Here is a 17,061-nt window from a genome sequence, read left to right on the forward strand (position 1 = left end):
TGAGCATGACGAGGTCCGCCCATGAGCGCTCTTGAAATCCGCCGATTGCGCGTCGCCTACGAAGGCGCGCGCGGCGCGGCGCCGCAACTCGCGCTCGACGACGTCGATCTGCATATCGAAAGCGGCGAGTTCGTCGTTGCATTGGGCGCGTCCGGTTGCGGCAAGACGACCTTGCTCAACTGCATCGCCGGCTTCGTTTCGCCGACGCAAGGCGAGGTGCGGTTAAACGGCGAGCGCGTCGTCGGACCCGGCGTGGATCGAGGCGTGGTCTTTCAGAAGTACGCGCTGATGCCGTGGCTTGACGTGCTCGACAACGTCGCGCTCGGTCTGCGTTTTCAGCGCGTGCCGAAGGCGGAGCGCGAGCGCGTCGCGCGTGACATGCTTGCGCTGGTCGGGCTCGAGAAGCACGCGCATTCGCGCGTCCATGCGCTCTCCGGCGGCATGCAGCAGCGCGTGGGCATCGCTCGCGCGCTGGCGAGCGATCCGCAAGTGCTGCTGATGGACGAACCGATGGGCGCGCTCGACGCCATGACGCGCGAGTCGATGCAGGAACTCGTCTTGGATGTTTGGGGGCGCACGCACAAGACGGTGTTCTTCATCACGCACAGCGTGGAGGAAGCGCTTTTTCTCGCGACGCGTCTTGTCGTGATGACGCCGGGTCCCGGCCGCATCGCCGAGAGCTACGAGTTGCCGTTCGCGCGGCGCTTTCTGAAGACGCGCGATGCGCGCGCGGTCAAGTCGTCGGCGGAATTCATCGAATGGCGCGAGCGGCTGGTGCGGCACCTGCATCGGCGCAACGAGGAAGAGGTGAGTCCATGACGGCTTCGCGCGACTCATTGGCCGATGTGCGGCTGGCCGACGCCGCGCAAGGCGAGCGGCGTCGAACGCGGCCGCCGAAAGCCTGGCGTCTGCCGGGCGAAGGGCCGACTGCCACGCTTAGCGCGGCGTCGGTGGCGGGGCTCGCGGCGCTCTGGTGGGTGGCCACGCATCTGCACTGGCTGCCTCCGCTCTTTCTGCCGACACCGGAAGCCATGTGGGCGGCTTTCGTCGATGCGTCTCGCGGACACATTCAGGGCGGCTTGCCGCTCGCGCAGCATCTCGCGTGGAGTGCGCTGCGCGTGTTCGGCGCGTTCGCACTGGCTGCGCTTACCGCGGTGCCGGTCGGCATTCTGATGGGCGTGAGCCGCGTCGCGCGCGGTCTACTCGATCCGCCGCTCGAGTTTTATCGACCGCTTCCTCCACTCGCTTATTTGCCGCTGGTCGTGATCTGGTTTGGTATCGACGAAACGGCGAAGATCGTCGTCATCTATCTTGCCTGCTTCGCACCGATCGCGATGGCGGCGCGCGCCGGCGTGCGCAGTGCGACGACCGAGCAGATTCATGCCGCGTATTCGCTCGGCGGCAGCTTCGGTCAGGTCGTGCGTCACGTGGTATTGCCGGCTGCGCTGCCGGAGATTCTGACCGGTCTGCGGATTGCAATCGGCTTCGGCTGGACGACGCTGGTTGCCGCCGAAATGGTCGCGGCCACCGCTGGGCTCGGTCAGATGGTGCTCAACGCGTCGAGCTTTCTGCGTACCGACGTCGTGGTGATGGGCATTGTGCTGATCGGCTTGATCGCGTGGGTGTTCGACCTGGGCATGCGCGCGCTTGAGAGGTGGCTCGTGCCGTGGAAGGGCCGGGCTTAACAACCCCGCATATGCGTTGAACGGCGCGCTACCGCGTGCGCTATGCAAAAAGCTCAATCACCGGCCAACCCCGCTCGTTTGCGATCGCGCGCAAACGCGCATCGGGATTCGTCGCGACAGGATGCGTGACGCGTTCGAGCAAGGGGACGTCGTTGATCGAATCGCTATAAAACCAGCTCTGCGGAAAATCGTGCAAGCGGTGACCGAGCGACGCCAGCCAGTTCTCGGTGCGCGTGATTTTGCCTTCGCGGAAAGTCGGAATGCCGACCGACGCGCCCGTGAAGCGCGCGAGCGGATCGCCGCCCTCGGTGCCAAGCTCGATTCCAAGCAGATGCTCGAAGCCGAGCGCCTTGCCGATCGGCGCGGTCACGAACACATTCGTCGCGGTGACGATGCAGCACAGATCGCCCGCGTCCCTGTGACGTTGCACGAGCTCGCGCGCGGCCGGCAGGATGGCGGGCGCGATCACCTCCTGCATGAAGCGCGCGTGCCAGAGGTCGAGTTGCTCGCGCGAATGGCGAGCGAGCGGCGCCAGCGTGCGCTCCAGATAGGCCGCCATGTCGAGCGTGCCGGCCACGTATTGCCGGTAATACTCGTCGATGTCCTGCGCATGCCGCGCCGCGCCTTCTATTCCGAGTCCGGCGACGAAGTGAGCCCATGCCTGATCGCTGTCGAGCGGCAGCAGCGTATGGTCCAGGTCGAACAGCGCGAGATTGCGGCTCATCCGGTTGTCCTTGTGATCAGGTGGCCAAAGCGTTAGCGGCGGATGGTTCATATGAGCACGACGTGCGCAGCAAAAAGCCGCCACGCCGCGCTCGACATCGTTGCGCGAGCGTATATTTAAAAGCACAAAATTACAATAAGGCAAAAATGTGCAACACTACTGTCATACGCCCCGGATGCCGTGCGCGGCATGCGGTTCCGGTTACGGCAGCAGAGAACGAGTGCGCAGTGCCTTATGTTGATTCTCCTTAACCTTCTCGCAGGCGTGGCACTGCTCGTGTGGGGCTCGCATATCGTGCGCACGGGCATCCTTCGCGTGCTGGGCGCCGATCTGCGCGGCGTGCTCGGGCGCAGCACGCGCAACCGCTGGCGCGCGTTCCTGTCCGGCGTCGGCGTCACCAGTCTCGTGCAAAGCAGCAACGCCACTGCGGTCATCCTCATGTCGTTCGCGGCCCAAGGGCTGTTGCCGCTCACCAGCGGGCTCGCCATCATGCTCGGCGCCGACGTCGGCACGGCGCTAATGGCGCGGGTTCTCACACTCGATCTCTCGTGGTTGTCGCCTATCCTTATTCTGTTCGGCGTGCCGCTCTTTCTGTCGCGCAAGCAAACACGCGCCGGTCAGGTCGGCCGCACGCTGATCGGTCTCGGCCTGATCCTGCTCGCGCTGCATCTGATCGTCGAGGCCGCGCAGCCGATGATGCAAGGCGCCGGCGTGCGCGTGATGTTCGGCGCATTGACGGGCGACACGATGCTCGACGCGCTGGTGGGCGCCGCGTTCGCCGTCCTGTCGTACTCGAGCCTGGCAGCGGTGCTGCTCACGGCGACGCTAGCGTCGTCCGGCGTGATCTCGTTGAAGGTGGCGCTGTGCCTTGTGATCGGCGCGAATCTCGGCAGCGGTCTCGTCGCCTTGCTCGGCGCGGCCGCGCAGAATTCGGCGGCGCGGCGTCTTGCGCTCGGCAGCTTCACGTTCAAGCTCGCGGGCGCGTTGCTGATCCTGCCGTTCGCGTCCTTGCTCGCGCGCTGGCTGCCGATGCTGATCGCCAATCCACGCGAAGCCACGGTCGGCTTTCACCTGATCTACAACGCGCTGCGCTGCGGCGTATGCCTGTCGCTGATCGATCCGGTCGCGCGTATCTGCGAGCGCGTACTGCCCGACCGGCCCATGCCGAACGGCGAACTGCGGCCACTGCATCTCGATGCAGCCGCGCTGTCCACGCCGACGCTCGCGCTTGCGAATGCCGCGCGCGAAGTGCTGCGTATCGGCGACATCGTGCGGACCATGCTCGACAATGTGGCCGAGCTGATTCATCACAACCGTCTGGACAAGGCGCGCGAAACGGTTCGGATGGACGACGACGTCGACGAACTGTACGCCGCGGTCAAGAACTACCTCACGCTGATTTCACGCGAGCAGCTTGACGAAGCCGATAGCCGCCGTTGGACCGACATCATTTCGCTGACCATCAACCTCGAGCATGCGGGCGACATCATCGAGCGGATCGTGGGCGACATCGAAGAGAAAAAGATCGCGCACCGGCTGTCGTTTTCCGAAGAAGGGCTCGGCGAACTGGACGATTTGCAGACGCGGCTCGTCAGCAATCTGCAGCTTGGCCTGTCAGTGTTCCTTAATAACGATCTGCGTTGCGCCGAGCGGCTTCTCGCGGAGAAAGAGCGCTTTCGCGATCTGGAGCGCGCGTATTCGTATCGGCATCTGGATCGACTCGCCGGGCAGACGCTGCGCAGCATCGAAACCAGCGCGCTGCATCTCGATCTGATCAGCGACATGAAGCGGCTCAATTCGCTGTTTTGCTCGACGGCTTATCCGGTTCTGGATGCCGCGGGCGCGCTGCACGACACGCGCTTGCGCAAGCGTGTGCTCGATACGATGCATGTGAAGGAATGAACCGCGAAGCGCGGCAATGCGCGTGAAGCTTCACGCCAGCACCACTTCTTCTAGCTTCTTTTTCAGCGCACCGAAATCAGCCGCATCCGCGGCCTTCTTATTGGTGACGAGCACGTCGATCTGCTCAACGGGGCAATACGAAATCCGGCTGCGTTGCCCGATCTTGCTGTAGTCGGCGAGGATCACCACACGGTCTGCATTCGCGACCATCGCGCGCGCCACTTCGGTTTCCGCATGATCGTAGTTGGTCGCGCCATGCCGGTGGTCGATGCCGACCGGCGACAGCAGCGCGAGGTCCGCGCGATACCGCTGAATGTCGAGCACGGTGGTCGCGCCGGTGGTCGCCATTGCGCGGTCGCTGATCGTGCCGCCGAGCAGAATCACTTCGTTGCCGGCTTCCGACTGCTCGGCCGCTCCGCGCATTTTCAACGCGACGTCGATTGAATTCGTGACGATGGTCAGATTCGCGAGCTTCGCGAGTTCCTCGGCGAGCGCGGCGGTGGTCGTGCCCGCGTCGATAAAAAGCGTCTGGCCGCTCGCAATCAACCCGATTGCCGCTTTGGCAATGGCCGTTTTCGATTTGACGCGCATGTGGGCGCGCTCGGCGATCGGCGCTTCGTCGGCCGGCTTGATCGCGCCGCCATGCACACGCCGCAGTTCACCGAGCGCTTCGAGATCGAGCAGGTCGCGTCGCACCGTTTCGCGCGACACGCCCAGGTCCGCCATGATCCGTTCGGTCGACACTCTATGGAGCGTCGACAATAACGCGCGTATTCTCTGATGACGGTCTTCCTGCCACATGCATTTTCCTTGGATGCGAAGGCGCTCGCACAACGTGTTTCGACTGACGACATCGTGGACATGAATGTGTGTCGAGACGATGTCAAGCGTACTACTTCAGCCGGATTGTGTTGTATTTTTTTGGTAGCTTGCAAGTTTGTGTATTTGACTTTAGCCTTCGCAAATCGAAGCGCCGCCTGATTCGAACATCGAATCGTCGAAGGCAAAGTTAATCTGTGCTTTCGCGCTTTGTCATGGCGTTTTTTGACAAGACCGTTGGCGCCGGCGCGCGGCGAAACGCGCTTATTCTGAGTGAAAGGTGACGGGACGTGGCAAACGGGATCGATCGTGCATCACCTGCAGACTGGCCGTATCCGCCGCTCGTCGCGCATCGCTGCGGCGGCACGCTTGCGCCGGAGAACACGTTAGCGGGCTTCGACGCCTGCGTGCGTTACGGTTACCGCATGGTCGAATTCGACGCCAAGCTTTCCGTCGACAACCAGCTTTTCCTGCTGCACGACGACACGCTCGAGCGCACCACCAACGGGTATGGCGCGGCGGCGGTCTACACATGGGCGCAGCTTGCGTTGCTCGATGCCGGCGCCTGGTACGGGCCGCAATTCGCGGGCACGCGTTTGCCGACGCTCGCCGATGCGGCCGCGCGTTGCGCGCGCGATGGCATCGCGGCGAACATCGAGATCAAGCCCTGTCCTGGCCGCGATGAGATCACCGGCCAACTCGTCGCGAGCGCCGCGCTCGAGTTGTGGAAAGACCAGACGCCGCCGCTGCTGTCGTCGTTTTCTTTCGACGCGCTCGCGGCCGCGCGCGATGCCGCGCCTTCATTGCGGCGCGGCATGCTGTTCGAGGAAGTGCCCGCGGACTGGCTGCGTATCGTGCGCGAACTGGACTGCGTGTCCTTGCACGCGAGCCATCTTTATCTGACCGAACCGCTCGTCGCGGAAATTCGCGCGGCCGGCTTGCATGTACTCGCTTACACCGTCAACGATCCCGCGCGCGCCGAATTGCTCGCGCAATGGGGCGTCGACATGATTTGTACAGATCGCATCGATAAGCTGTCGCACGACATGCTTTGAGCGCCGCAGCCGGCGCGGGCATGGCGTGGGCACGAAAGCACGAAAGCACCAGCGGACGAGTGCGAGCGAGCTGTGCCCTTGAAGTCGAACCAGCAACTTTCCAAACGCAACAACTTCGGCAGAGGATGGGGAAAACTATGAACCGCACCGTGTTAGCTCGGATACTTTCGATGTCGGCCGTCGCGGGTGTCGCCGCCGCCGGCGTGAGCAGCGCATCGGCCGCGCCGCTCGACGCATTGATTGCCGCCGCGAAGCAGGAAGGCCAGCTCACCGTGATCGCATTGCCGCACGACTGGTGCAACTACGGGCAACTCGTCGCGGGTTTTCAGAAGAAGTACGGCATCAAGATCAACGAACTGAATCCGGACGCGGGCTCGGGCGACGAAGTAGAAGCCATCAAGGCGAACAAGGGCAACAAAGGTCCGCAAGCGCCGGACGTGATCGACGTGGGCCTGTCGTTCGGTCCGACCGCGAAGGCCGACGGGCTGCTGCAACCGTACAAGGTGTCGTCGTGGAACTCGATTCCGAAGGAGTCGAAAGATCCGGACGGCTACTGGTACGGCGATTACTACGGCGTGCTTGCGTTCGAAGTCAACGCGGACATGATCGACAAGGCGCCGTCCGACTGGGGCGATCTGCTCAAGTCCGATTACAAGAACGCGGTGTCGCTCGCGGGCGATCCGCGCTCGGCGAATCAGGCGATCCAGGCGGTCTATGCGGCGGGCCTGTCGCAAAGCAAGGGCGATGCGGCGAAGGCGGATAAAGCCGGCCTCAAGTATTTCGCGGACCTGAACAAGAGCGGCAACTTCGTGCCCGTGATCGGCAAGGCGGCATCGCTTGCGCAAGGCACGACGCCGATCGTCGTCCGTTGGGATTACAACGCGTTGGCCGATCGCGATACGCTGAAGGGCAACCCGAAGGTGCAGGTCGTGATTCCGAAAACGGGCGTCGTCGCAGGCGTCTATGTTCAGGCAATTAGCGCCTACGCGCCGCATCCGAACGCGGCGAAGCTGTGGATGGAGTACCTCTATTCCGACGAAGGCCAGCTTGGCTGGTTGGCCGGCTATTGCCATCCGATGCGCTACAACGAACTCGTGGCCGCGAAGAAAGTGCCGCAAGCGCTGCTCGACAAATTGCCGCCGCCGTCGTCGTATAAGAACGTGGTGTTCCCGACGCTTCAGCAGCAGGACGCGTACAAGGAAACCATCACGAAGCATTGGGACGAAGTGGTCGGCGCGAACGTCAAGTAAGCGCAGCTTTAGAAAGCGCGAAGTCATGTGTGCGCCGCGGCGCCGTTCGCAAAGAGCGGCGTTTGCGGCGTTAGTCATCAAGCCCAAAGGTGAGCTATGAGCGCTTCATCGGATGCTGGATCGGTGCCGCCGGATCTGCTGGTGCCGCCCGTGCCCACGCCGACGCCGCGCGTCGACGGTCCGGGCCGCGCGTCGCAGATGCTTGCGTGGATCGGCGTCGTGCCGTTCTTCACGTTCGCGCTGCTGTTCCTGATTCTGCCCACCGGCTTTCTGATGATCGGCGCGTTCCAGGACGCGCAAGGTCACTTCACGCTCGCCAATCTACGCGATCTGTTTCAGCCGTCGATACTCGACGCCTACTGGATCAGCTTCAAGGTGAGCGCGGCGTCCGCGGCGGGCGGCGCGCTGATCGGCTCGCTGCTCGCGTGGGCGGCGGTGCAGGGCAAGCTGCCCGGCTGGATTCGTCCGACGTTGATGACATTCTCGGGCGTCGCGTCGAACTTCGCGGGTGTGCCGCTCGCGTTCGCGTTCATCTGCACGCTGGGGCGCGTCGGGCTCGTCACCGTGCTGCTGAAGAAATACCTCGGCTTCAATCTTTACTCGACGGGCTTCAGCATTCTCAGCTTTTCGGGGCTCACGCTCACTTACCTCTACTTCCAGATTCCGTTGATGGTGCTGATCGTCACCCCCGCGCTCGACGGCCTGAAACGCGAATGGCGCGAAGCATGCGATTGCCTCGGCGGCACCGCGTATCAATACTGGCGCCACGTCGCGTTGCCCGTGTTGTGGCCTAGCGTGCTGGGCGCGACGCTGCTGCTCTTTGCCAATGCGTTCGGTGCGGTGGCCACGGCTTACGCGCTGACGGGCAGCTCGCTGAACATCGTGCCGATCCTGCTGTTTGCACAAATACGCGGGGACGTCATGCATAACCAGAACCTCGGCTACGCGCTCGCGCTCGGCATGGTGCTCGTGACCGGGCTTTCGAATGGCGGCTACATCTGGCTGCGTTCGCGCGCCGAAAGGGGCCGTCGATGAAAAGCCAATCTCGCGTCGGAGCATGGACCGCGACGGTGATCGGTTCGCTGTACTTTCTGATCCCGCTGATCGCTACTTTCGAATTCAGCTTGCGGATGAAGCGCGGCACCTACAGCTTCGAGGCGTATAGCGTCGTGCTGAGCGATCCGCGCTTTCAGGCTTCGTTCGGTTATTCCATTCTGATGGCGCTGCTGACGATCGTCGTCGGCATATTGCTGGTGGTGCCGACCGCTTACTGGGTGCAATTGCGCTTGCCGAGGCTGCGGCCGGTCGTCGAATTCATCACGCTGCTGCCGCTCGTCGTGCCGGCTATCGTGATCGTGTTCGGCTATCTGCGCATCTACAACAGCAGTTCGATTCTGCCGCTCACGGGCAACGAGCGCGCGACCGATCTGCTGCTCGTATTCGGCTACGTGACGCTCTCCTTGCCCTACATGTACCGCGCGGTCGATGCGGGCCTGCGCGCCGTGGACGTCCGCTCGCTCACCGAAGCCGCCGAATGTCTTGGCGCGAACTGGCCGACCATTCTGTTCAAGGTGATCTTTCCGAATATCCGCTCGGGCATTCTGTCCGGCGCCTTTCTCACCTTTGCGGTCGTGATCGGCGAGTTCACGCTCGCGAGCCTGCTCGACCGTCCCGCGTTCGGTCCGTATCTGCAACTGATCGGCGCGAATCGCGCGTATGAGCCGTCGGCGCTGGCGATTATCGCGTTCATGATCACGTGGGCGTCGATGGGATTGATACAGGTGTTCGGCTCGGCCCGCGCGTTGAGCGGCCAGAAAATCTGACGCACTGAGGCAGCGAACCATGGCATTTCTCGAGATAGAAAATCTGCACAAGTCCTTCGCGTCGAACATCGCGCTGCATCACTTCGACATGAAGATCGAGCGCGGCGAGTTCGTCACGTTCCTCGGGCCGTCCGGTTGCGGCAAGACGACCGTGCTGCGCATGATCGCCGGATTCGAGACGCCGACGCGCGGCATTATCCGGCTCGACAACAAGGACGTCACGCATCTGCGCACGCGGCAGCGCAAGGTCGGCATGGTGTTCCAGTCGTATGCGCTCTTTCCGAACATGACGGTGGCCGAGAACATCGGCTTTGGGCTGAAGATCACGCATCGGCCGCAGGCGGAAATCAATCAGCGCGTCGAAGAGATGCTGCATCTGATCAAGCTGCCGCAGCTCGGCGGGCGTTATCCGTGGCAACTGTCGGGCGGTCAGCAGCAGCGCGTGGCACTCGCTCGCGCGCTCGCGGGCAAGCCGCAGGTATTGCTGCTCGACGAGCCGCTGTCCGCGCTCGACGCAAAAATCCGCATCTCGTTGCGGCAGGACATTCGCGCGTTGCAGCGCGAACTCGGCATCACGTCGATTTTCGTCACGCACGATCAGGAAGAGGCGTTGTCCATTTCCGACCGCATCGTCGTGATGAACGAGGGTCGCGTCGAACAGATCGGCTCGCCATCGGAAATCTACAACTATCCGCGCACGCGTTTTGTCGCGTCGTTCGTCGGCACGCTCAATATTCTGGCCGGGCATGTGATCGATCCGGCGACGGGCAAGATGGCCGTGGACGGTCAGGAGCTCATCACCACGCAGCAACTTCCTTCCGCCGATGCCGGCAAGAAGCGCCTGCTCGCGCTGCGTCCCGAAGCGATCGTGCTCGAACCGGCGGCGCCCGGCCGCAACACGCTGAATGCGACCGTCGAAGAAGTGAATTTTCTCGGCGCGGTAGTGCGCATCAGAACGCGTGTAAAAGACGCAGTGATTTCGCTCGACGTATTCAACGATCCGAATCGCGGTTTACCCGAAAGAGGGCAGCCGGTGTCGCTCGGCTTTTCGCACGACAACCTGCTGGTGCTCGAAGAAGGCAACGCCTGACAATCCGCCGAAGCCCGCCAAAGCCCGCCGAAGCCCGCCGAAGCCCGCCCGCAAAGGCTTCGGGTTTTCCCGAGGGTTTGCGCGGCGGCGAATCCGGGTTTCCCGACGCCGCTCGTCCGGATTTCCGGAATCCCGGAACGCGTGCGCCAGATCTTGCGCGCAAACCCATAAGAATCAAGGGTATGTCTTAGGCATCAAGCTGGCATCGACCTTGCAAAATAGATAACGCGGCCGCAACGGTCCGACAACTAAAGCAAGGAGACAACGATGTCTGATTTCCCTTCCCGGTATTTCTGAATTCGTCGTCTTGTCGCGGCCTAATGCCGTGCAGAGGCGACGTTCATTCGTTCGCATGATGCGCAGCGTGGCAGGCCATGGGCTCACCCACATCGCAGGAAACATCGTGAAGAAACCTATCCACAAAGTGCTGTACGTCCAGGTGATCGTGGCGATCATCATCGGTATCGCGCTCGGCCATTTCTATCCGACCTTCGCCGTCGACATGAAGCCGCTCGGCGATGCGTTCATCAAGCTCATCAAGATGGTGATCGGACCGATCATCTTCTGTACGGTCGTGACCGGCATCGCCGGCATGGAAGACATGAAGAAGGTCGGGCGCGTCGGCGGCAAGGCGCTGCTGTACTTCGAAATCGTCTCGACGTTCGCACTGCTGCTCGGCCTGGCGGCGACGCACCTGCTGCGGCCGGGCGTCGGCTTCAACGTCGATCCGGCTACGCTGAACGGCAAGGAAGTCGCATCGTATGCCGCGAAGGCGCACGGTCAGACGACCGTCGACTTCCTGATGCACATCATTCCGGACACGCTCGTGTCGGCATTCTCGCAAGGCGAAATCCTGCAGATCCTGCTGATCGCGCTGCTGTTCGGGGCGGTGCTCGCGCACATCGGCGAACGCGGCAAGCCGGTGACGAGCTTTATCGAAAGCCTGTCGAGCATCCTCTTCGGCATGGTCGGCATCATCACGAAGCTCGCGCCGATCGGCGCATTCGGCGCGATGGCGTTCACCATCGGCAAGTACGGCATCGGCTCGCTGCTGCCGATGCTCAAGCTGATCGGCACGTTCTATCTGACCGCGATCGTGTTCGTGGTGGTTGTGCTCGGCGCGATTGCGCGTGCGGTGGGCTTCAATATCCTGCGCTTCATCGCGTACATCAAGGAAGAGATGCTGATCGTGCTCGGCACGAGCTCGTCCGAAGCCGCGTTGCCGCAACTCATGCTGAAGCTCGAAAAGCTCGGCTGCTCGCGTTCGGTGGTGGGCCTCGTCGTGCCGACCGGTTATTCGTTCAACCTCGACGGCACCAACATCTACATGACGATGGCCGTGCTGTTCATCGCTCAGGCGACGAACACCGACCTCACGTGGACGCAGCAGCTCACGCTGCTCGCGGTGACGATGCTGACCTCGAAGGGCGCGAGCGGCGTGACCGGCGCGGGCTTCATCACGCTGGCCGCGACGCTGGCCGTGGTGCCGACCATTCCGCTGTCGGGCATGGTGCTGATTCTCGGCATCGACCGCTTCATGAGCGAATGCCGTGCGCTGACCAACATCGTCGGCAATGGCGTGGCGACCGTCGTGGTGTCGGCGTGGGAAAAGGAACTGGACCGCAGCAAGCTGGAAGCCGCGCTGCGCGGCGATGTGCCGGTCGACGAACCGGCCAGCGTCTAAGCCGGACGTCGTCGGGCATCGCCTGAAATAGCGTGATGTTTGCGGCCGCGGACACCAGCCCATGCAACCGGTGAACGCGCGCCCAACCCCAGTGCCGTCGGCCGGGGAAGCGCAGGCCGACGGCGCTTCGCCTTATGCCACAATATCCGATCCCACCCGACCGGATAGTGCCAACGTGACCCGCCGCCTGCTGATTCTCTTCGCGCTCGTCGCCGGGCTCGTTGCGGCGTGCGGGCTCACGTACAGCATCGCGTGGCAAAGCGGCATCGACAGCTTGCGGTTGAATGCCGCGGGGCGCGTCGACCGTACCGCGAGTTCGCTCAAGAGCACGCTCGAGCGCTACGAATCGCTGCCGTATCTGCTCGCCGAACATCCGATCGTGCAGGACGTGCTGGTCGATCCGTCGCCCGCCAACGTGGAGCGCGCGAATCTCTACCTCGAAGACCTGAACCGTCACGCGCGCGCGACGGTCACCTACATCATTCCGCTCGACGGCTACTGCGTGGCCGCGAGCAACTGGCAAGGGCCGGGCAGTTTCATCGGCGCGGGCTATCAGTTCCGGCCGTATTTCGTCGATGCAATCAAGGGCGGCGTGGGCCGCTTCTTCGGCATCGGCACGATCTCGCAGGCGCCGGGCTATTACATTTCGCAGCCGGTGCGGCGCGACGGCAAGATTGTCGGCGCGGCAGTCGTCAAACTCGATCTCGAATGGTTTCAGGGCTCGGACGCGTCCGAGCCGTTGCTCGTCACCGACGATCATGGCGTGATCTTTCTGTCGTCGGTGCCCGCGTGGAAATACCACACGATACGGCCGTTGTCGGGCCAGGTCGCCGATTCGATTTACCAGGCGCGTCAATACGCACAGCAGCCGATCGCGCCGCTGCCGGTGACGATCGAGCGCAAGCTGGAAGGCGACGCGCAGATTGTGCGCGTGGGCGGCGGCCGCTATGCGCCGCGTTATCTCGCGTCGCGGCGCGGCATGGGCGAACCCGATTGGCATCTGATCACGATGGCGCCCGTGAGCCCCGTCGATGCCGACGCGCGCAACGCGACCATCGTCACGGGTTTTGGCTATGTGTCGCTCGTGCTGCTCGCGTTCTACTGGAGAATGCGCCGCTCGCGCGTGCGCGAGGTGATGCGCAGCCGTACGCTGCTGCAAAAGGCGTATGCGGAACTGAATCAGCGCGTCGCGGAACGCACCGCCGATCTGTCGCAGGCGAACGAGCAGTTGCAGAAGGAAGTCGCCGAGCGCACGCGCGCCGAGCAGGAACTGCGCGCCGCGCACGACGAGTTGATCCAGGCCAGCAAGCTCGCCGCGCTCGGTCAGATGGCGGCCGGCATCACGCATGAACTGAATCAGCCGCTCGCTGCGTTGCGCGGTTTTTCCGACAACACGCGCGTGCTGCTCGAGCGCGGCGATCAGGCGTCGGCGCGTGAAAATCTCGAAGCGATCGCGGCGCTCACCGAGCGCATGGGCAAGATCACGAACCAGTTGAAGCTGTTCGTCGGAAGGGCGCGGCCGCGCAGCGCGCGCGCGTCGGCTGTGCGCGCGCTGCGCAATGCGCTCGCGCTGTTGCAGAAGCGCTTTCAGGGCGTCGAACTGCAGCTTGCGCTATTCGATGTCGAAAGCGGTACGCGCACGCCGCTCGATCTTGCCGACGATCATCCCGACCTGATCGCGCATTGCGACGATCTGCGTCTCGAACAGGTGCTGATCAATTTGCTCGGCAATGCGCTCGACGCGACCGCCGGCATGAGCGCGCCGCGCATTTCGGTGCATATCGAGGTGGCCCCGGACAATCTCTCGTTCGCGGTCGGCGACAACGGTCCAGGCATCGCCGAAGACGTGTTGCCGCGCCTGTTCGAACCTTTCTTCACCACCAAGGAAATGGGTCAGGGACTCGGTCTCGGGCTCGCGATTTCATCGTCGATCGCGCGCGATTGCGGCGGCACGCTGGTGGCGCGCAACGCGCCGCAAGGCGGTGCACTCTTCGTGTTGACGCTGCGCCGCGCCCGCGTGCAGACGAGCCCTACCGCGGACCCGCTCACCACCGGTTCCTGATTCCGATGAGAACGACATGCTGAACGACGGCTTGCAAGTGCTGTATATCGAAGACGACGAACTGGTGCGGCGCGCGAGCGTGCAGAGTTTGCAACTGGCGGGCTTCGAGGTGGTGGGCCATGCGTCGGCGGAATCGGCGGCGAAGTCGATCAGTGCGGATTTTTCCGGCGTGATCGTCAGCGATATTCGGCTGCCTGGCGCGAGCGGTCTCGAGTTGCTCGCGCAGTGCCACGAACGCGCGCCGGATGTGCCCGTGATTCTCGTCACCGGTCACGGCGATATTTCGATGGCCGTGCAGGCGATGCGCGACGGCGCCTACGACTTCATCGAAAAGCCGTTCGCCTCCGAGCGGTTGATCGAGACCGTGCGGCGCGCGCTGGAGCGGCGCAAGCTCGTGCTCGAAAATCTCGCGCTGCGCCGCGAACTCGCGGGGCAGAACACGGTGGCGCCGCGGATCATCGGCCGCAGTCCGGCGATCGAGCAGGTGCGGCGGCTCATCGCGAACGTCGCGCCGACCGATGCGTCCGTACTCATCAACGGCGATACCGGCGCGGGCAAGGAACTGATCGCGCGCAGTTTGCACGAGTTGTCGCCGCGGCGCGACAAGCCGTTTATCGCGGTGAATTGCGGCGCGCTGCCCGAGCCGATGTTCGAGTCCGAGATGTTCGGCTACGAGCCCGGCGCGTTTACGGGCGCGGCGAAACGCCGGATCGGCAAGCTCGAACATGCGTCGGGCGGCACGCTGTTTCTCGACGAAATCGAAAGCATGCCGCTCGCGCTGCAGGTCAAGCTGTTGCGCGTGTTGCAGGACGGCGTGCTCGAGCGGCTCGGTTCCAATCAGCCGATTCGCGTGAATTGCCGCGTGGTCGCGGCGGCGAAAGGCGATATGGCGGAACACGTCGCGGACGGCTCGTTCCGCCGCGATCTGCTGTACCGGTTGAATGTGGTCACGATCGCATTGCCGCCGCTCGGCGAGCGGCGCGAGGACATCGTGCCGCTTTTCGAACACTTTCTGCTCGACGCGGCGGTGCGTTATCAGCGGCCCGCGCCGATCCTCACCGACCGTCAGCGCGCGAGCCTGATGCAGCGCGACTGGCCGGGCAACGTGCGGGAACTGCGCAACGCCGCGGACCGCTTCGTGCTCGGTGTCGCCGACGATCCCGTGATGTCTTTCGGCGACGAAAGCGGACAGGCGCAGCCGCTCAAGGAGCGCGTCGAGCAGTTCGAGCGCGCGGTGATCGCGGAAGCGCTCGAGCAGTGCGGCGGCGTGGTGGCGGTCGCCGCCGACCGGCTTCAGCTCGGCAAGGCGACGCTCTACGAGAAGATCAAGCGATATGGCCTCGCGGCCAAGGGCGATGGGGAGAGGTGAAATAGAAACGCCGGCAAGTGGGAGTGCCGGCGTTTCTTGTTTGAGCTTGCGGTGGCGTGGCTTGCCTTCGCTTGGCGGCTGCTTAAGCCGCGTTCAGCGCCTTCTCCAGCAACTGATCGAGTTCAGCGAACTGCGGCTCGCCGACGTAGCGCTTCAGGATCTTGCCGTCCTTGTCGACGAGGAAGGTGGTCGGCGTGAGCTGCACGTTGCCGAACTGTTTGGCGGCCGAGCCGTCGTCCATGGCGACCTTGAAGGGCAACTGGCGCGTTTGCGTGTAATTGGTCACGTACATCGGCGCGTCGTAGCTCATGGCCACCGCGACGAATTCGAGCCCTTTGCCTTTGAAGCGGTTATACGTCTGCACCATCTGCGGCATTTCCTTCATGCAGGTGTCGCAACTCGTCGCCCAGAAGTTGACGAGGTAGACCTTGCCTTTGAGGTCGGCGGTCGTGACTTTCTGGCCCGACAGCAGCGTAAAGGTCGCGTCGGGCACGCGCTGCTGGCCGGCAAACGCGAAATAGCCGGCGATGCCGATCGCAATCGCCACCGCGGCGATGATCAGATAGCGAAGCGGATTCGTGCGCTTGACGGCGCTGGTCGATGCGATGGAACTCATGAGCGGAACCTCGGAAGTCGCGCAAGGGCGCAGGACAGTGCGTCGGCTGGGGCTTGGAGCGTGCCGCAACGGAGCGTTGATATTGTAGTCCTATTCGGGATGCGGGGCAGGGAGCGCAACCCGCAACCCGCGTTGCGCCGGCACAGCCAAACGTGCGCTTGGCCGCTTCCGCGCGCTCCATCAGCTTGCAGCGGATAATGGCGTTTTGCGCTTCACGTCAACTTCACCGCTTCACGGTCTCTCTTGCTCATGTTCCAGATAGTTTTCCGCATCTATTCCCTGTTCGCTCGAATTCCCTCGCGTCTGTTTTCCAGCCTCGTCTTCCATGGCAATGCCGCGGCTCGCATGCTGCGCGGCCAGCCACGCGCACAGTCGATGACCCGCGCGGCGGTTTGCGCGCTTGCTATCGGCGTCGCGCTGAGCGGCTGCTCGCCGACCTTCGACTGGCGCACCGTCATGAATAACGACAACGGCTACAGCATCGACTTGCCTGCCAAGCCCGGCAACGATCAGCGCGCGGTCCAGGTCGACGGCACGCCGATGCAGATGGCCATGCAGACGGCCGAAGCCGGCGACGCCGTGTTCGCGGTCGGCACGATCATGCTGCCCGACGACAGCGAAGCGACGCAGCGCAAGGCGCTCGAGTTCCTGCGCAACGGCCTCGCGCGAAACGTGGGCGTGACGCCAGAGGCGCGCGCGGTGCAAATTCCGCTCGCGGCAGGCGGCAAAGTTTTGGGGCTCGAGATGACGCTGAGCGGCGAGGCCGGCTCCAGCCATGAAAAGCGGACCGTCTATGCGCGCCTCGTAGCGCGTGGCCGGCACGCGTATCAAGCCGCGATCATCGCGTCAGGGCCGCTGCCCCAGGAACAGGTGGACCAATTTTTCTCGTCGTTCCAACTCTATTGAACCGGTAGATTTGGCCGACTCGGGGCCGACCTGACGCCGAAGCGACGCGCGGACGTACTGAAAGTTCCTTCGCAGC

Annotated in this window: 15 protein-coding genes; 12 read left to right on the top strand and 3 right to left on the bottom strand. The window is 63.4% G+C overall.

The features are described from left to right. Nucleotides 1-21 precede the first annotated feature (21 nt). Entirely contained in the window at nucleotides 22-819 is a 798-nt protein-coding gene (locus P0D87_RS10290) for a taurine ABC transporter ATP-binding protein (protein ID WP_053857445.1), read from the top strand. Next, nucleotides 816-1,685, top strand: a complete 870-nt coding sequence (locus P0D87_RS10295; protein WP_053857446.1) for an ABC transporter permease subunit — start codon at nucleotides 816-818, stop codon at nucleotides 1,683-1,685. Before P0D87_RS10290 ends, P0D87_RS10295 begins: the two co-directional genes overlap by 4 nt. A gap of 40 nt (nucleotides 1,686-1,725) precedes the next feature. Here P0D87_RS10295 and P0D87_RS10300 read toward each other — a convergent pair whose 3' ends face one another. After that, nucleotides 1,726-2,409 (bottom strand): histidinol-phosphatase, encoded by a 684-nt coding sequence (locus tag P0D87_RS10300; protein WP_053857447.1) that lies wholly within the window; start codon nucleotides 2,407-2,409, stop codon nucleotides 1,726-1,728. A 234-nt stretch (nucleotides 2,410-2,643) separates the two neighbouring features. Here P0D87_RS10300 and P0D87_RS10305 point away from each other — a divergent pair, with 234 nt between their 5' ends. Beyond that, nucleotides 2,644-4,311, top strand: coding sequence for a Na/Pi cotransporter family protein (locus P0D87_RS10305; protein ID WP_006048103.1), 1,668 nt, complete (start codon nucleotides 2,644-2,646; stop codon nucleotides 4,309-4,311). A gap of 30 nt (nucleotides 4,312-4,341) precedes the next feature. Here the strand turns inward: P0D87_RS10305 and P0D87_RS10310 are convergent, their stop codons facing one another. Further along, nucleotides 4,342-5,112, bottom strand: coding sequence for a DeoR/GlpR family DNA-binding transcription regulator (locus tag P0D87_RS10310; RefSeq protein ID WP_006048102.1), 771 nt, complete (start codon nucleotides 5,110-5,112; stop codon nucleotides 4,342-4,344). 308 nt (nucleotides 5,113-5,420) lie between these two features. Here P0D87_RS10310 and ugpQ point away from each other — a divergent pair, with 308 nt between their 5' ends. The 8 genes from ugpQ to P0D87_RS10350 all read left to right on the top strand — a co-directional run bounded on the left by ugpQ (nucleotide 5,421) and on the right by P0D87_RS10350 (nucleotide 15,463). Then, a complete protein-coding gene (gene ugpQ / locus P0D87_RS10315; RefSeq protein ID WP_006048101.1) occupies nucleotides 5,421-6,185 on the top strand; it encodes a glycerophosphodiester phosphodiesterase in 765 nt (254 codons plus the stop codon). 137 nt (nucleotides 6,186-6,322) lie between these two features. Next, nucleotides 6,323-7,435, top strand: a complete 1,113-nt coding sequence (locus P0D87_RS10320; protein ID WP_053857448.1) for an ABC transporter substrate-binding protein — start codon at nucleotides 6,323-6,325, stop codon at nucleotides 7,433-7,435. A gap of 96 nt (nucleotides 7,436-7,531) precedes the next feature. Continuing rightward, the gene (locus tag P0D87_RS10325; protein WP_006048099.1) at nucleotides 7,532-8,470 is read left to right on the top strand and encodes an ABC transporter permease; all 939 of its coding nucleotides are present in this window, start codon (nucleotides 7,532-7,534) and stop codon (nucleotides 8,468-8,470) included. After that, a complete protein-coding gene (locus P0D87_RS10330; protein WP_006048098.1) occupies nucleotides 8,467-9,258 on the top strand; it encodes an ABC transporter permease in 792 nt (263 codons plus the stop codon). Before P0D87_RS10325 ends, P0D87_RS10330 begins: the two co-directional genes overlap by 4 nt. 19 nt (nucleotides 9,259-9,277) lie before the next feature. Beyond that, nucleotides 9,278-10,348, top strand: coding sequence for an ABC transporter ATP-binding protein (locus P0D87_RS10335; RefSeq protein ID WP_006048097.1), 1,071 nt, complete (start codon nucleotides 9,278-9,280; stop codon nucleotides 10,346-10,348). Nucleotides 10,349-10,751: 403 nt separating this feature from the next. Continuing rightward, on the top strand, nucleotides 10,752-12,032 hold the full coding sequence (locus P0D87_RS10340; protein WP_029969651.1) for a dicarboxylate/amino acid:cation symporter: 1,281 nt from the start codon (nucleotides 10,752-10,754) through the stop codon (nucleotides 12,030-12,032). Nucleotides 12,033-12,093: 61 nt separating this feature from the next. Then, a complete protein-coding gene (locus tag P0D87_RS10345) occupies nucleotides 12,094-14,094 on the top strand; it encodes a sensor histidine kinase (RefSeq protein ID WP_053857450.1) in 2,001 nt (666 codons plus the stop codon). A gap of 16 nt (nucleotides 14,095-14,110) precedes the next feature. Continuing rightward, nucleotides 14,111-15,463, top strand: a complete 1,353-nt coding sequence (locus P0D87_RS10350) for a sigma-54-dependent transcriptional regulator (protein WP_321175770.1) — start codon at nucleotides 14,111-14,113, stop codon at nucleotides 15,461-15,463. Between the two features lie 82 nt (nucleotides 15,464-15,545). On the opposite strand, the gene P0D87_RS10355 is transcribed toward P0D87_RS10350, so the two are convergent. Beyond that, complete coding sequence (locus P0D87_RS10355; protein ID WP_053857451.1) at nucleotides 15,546-16,079, bottom strand: TlpA disulfide reductase family protein; 534 nt, start codon at nucleotides 16,077-16,079, stop codon at nucleotides 15,546-15,548. Nucleotides 16,080-16,424: 345 nt separating this feature from the next. Here P0D87_RS10355 and P0D87_RS10360 point away from each other — a divergent pair, with 345 nt between their 5' ends. Beyond that, complete coding sequence (locus P0D87_RS10360; protein ID WP_408636811.1) at nucleotides 16,425-16,985, top strand: hypothetical protein; 561 nt, start codon at nucleotides 16,425-16,427, stop codon at nucleotides 16,983-16,985. Nucleotides 16,986-17,061: the final 76 nt, after the last annotated feature.

The sequence above is a fragment of the Paraburkholderia sp. RL17-368-BIF-A genome, assembly GCF_046054045.1.
Taxonomy (GTDB): domain Bacteria; phylum Pseudomonadota; class Gammaproteobacteria; order Burkholderiales; family Burkholderiaceae; genus Paraburkholderia; species Paraburkholderia graminis.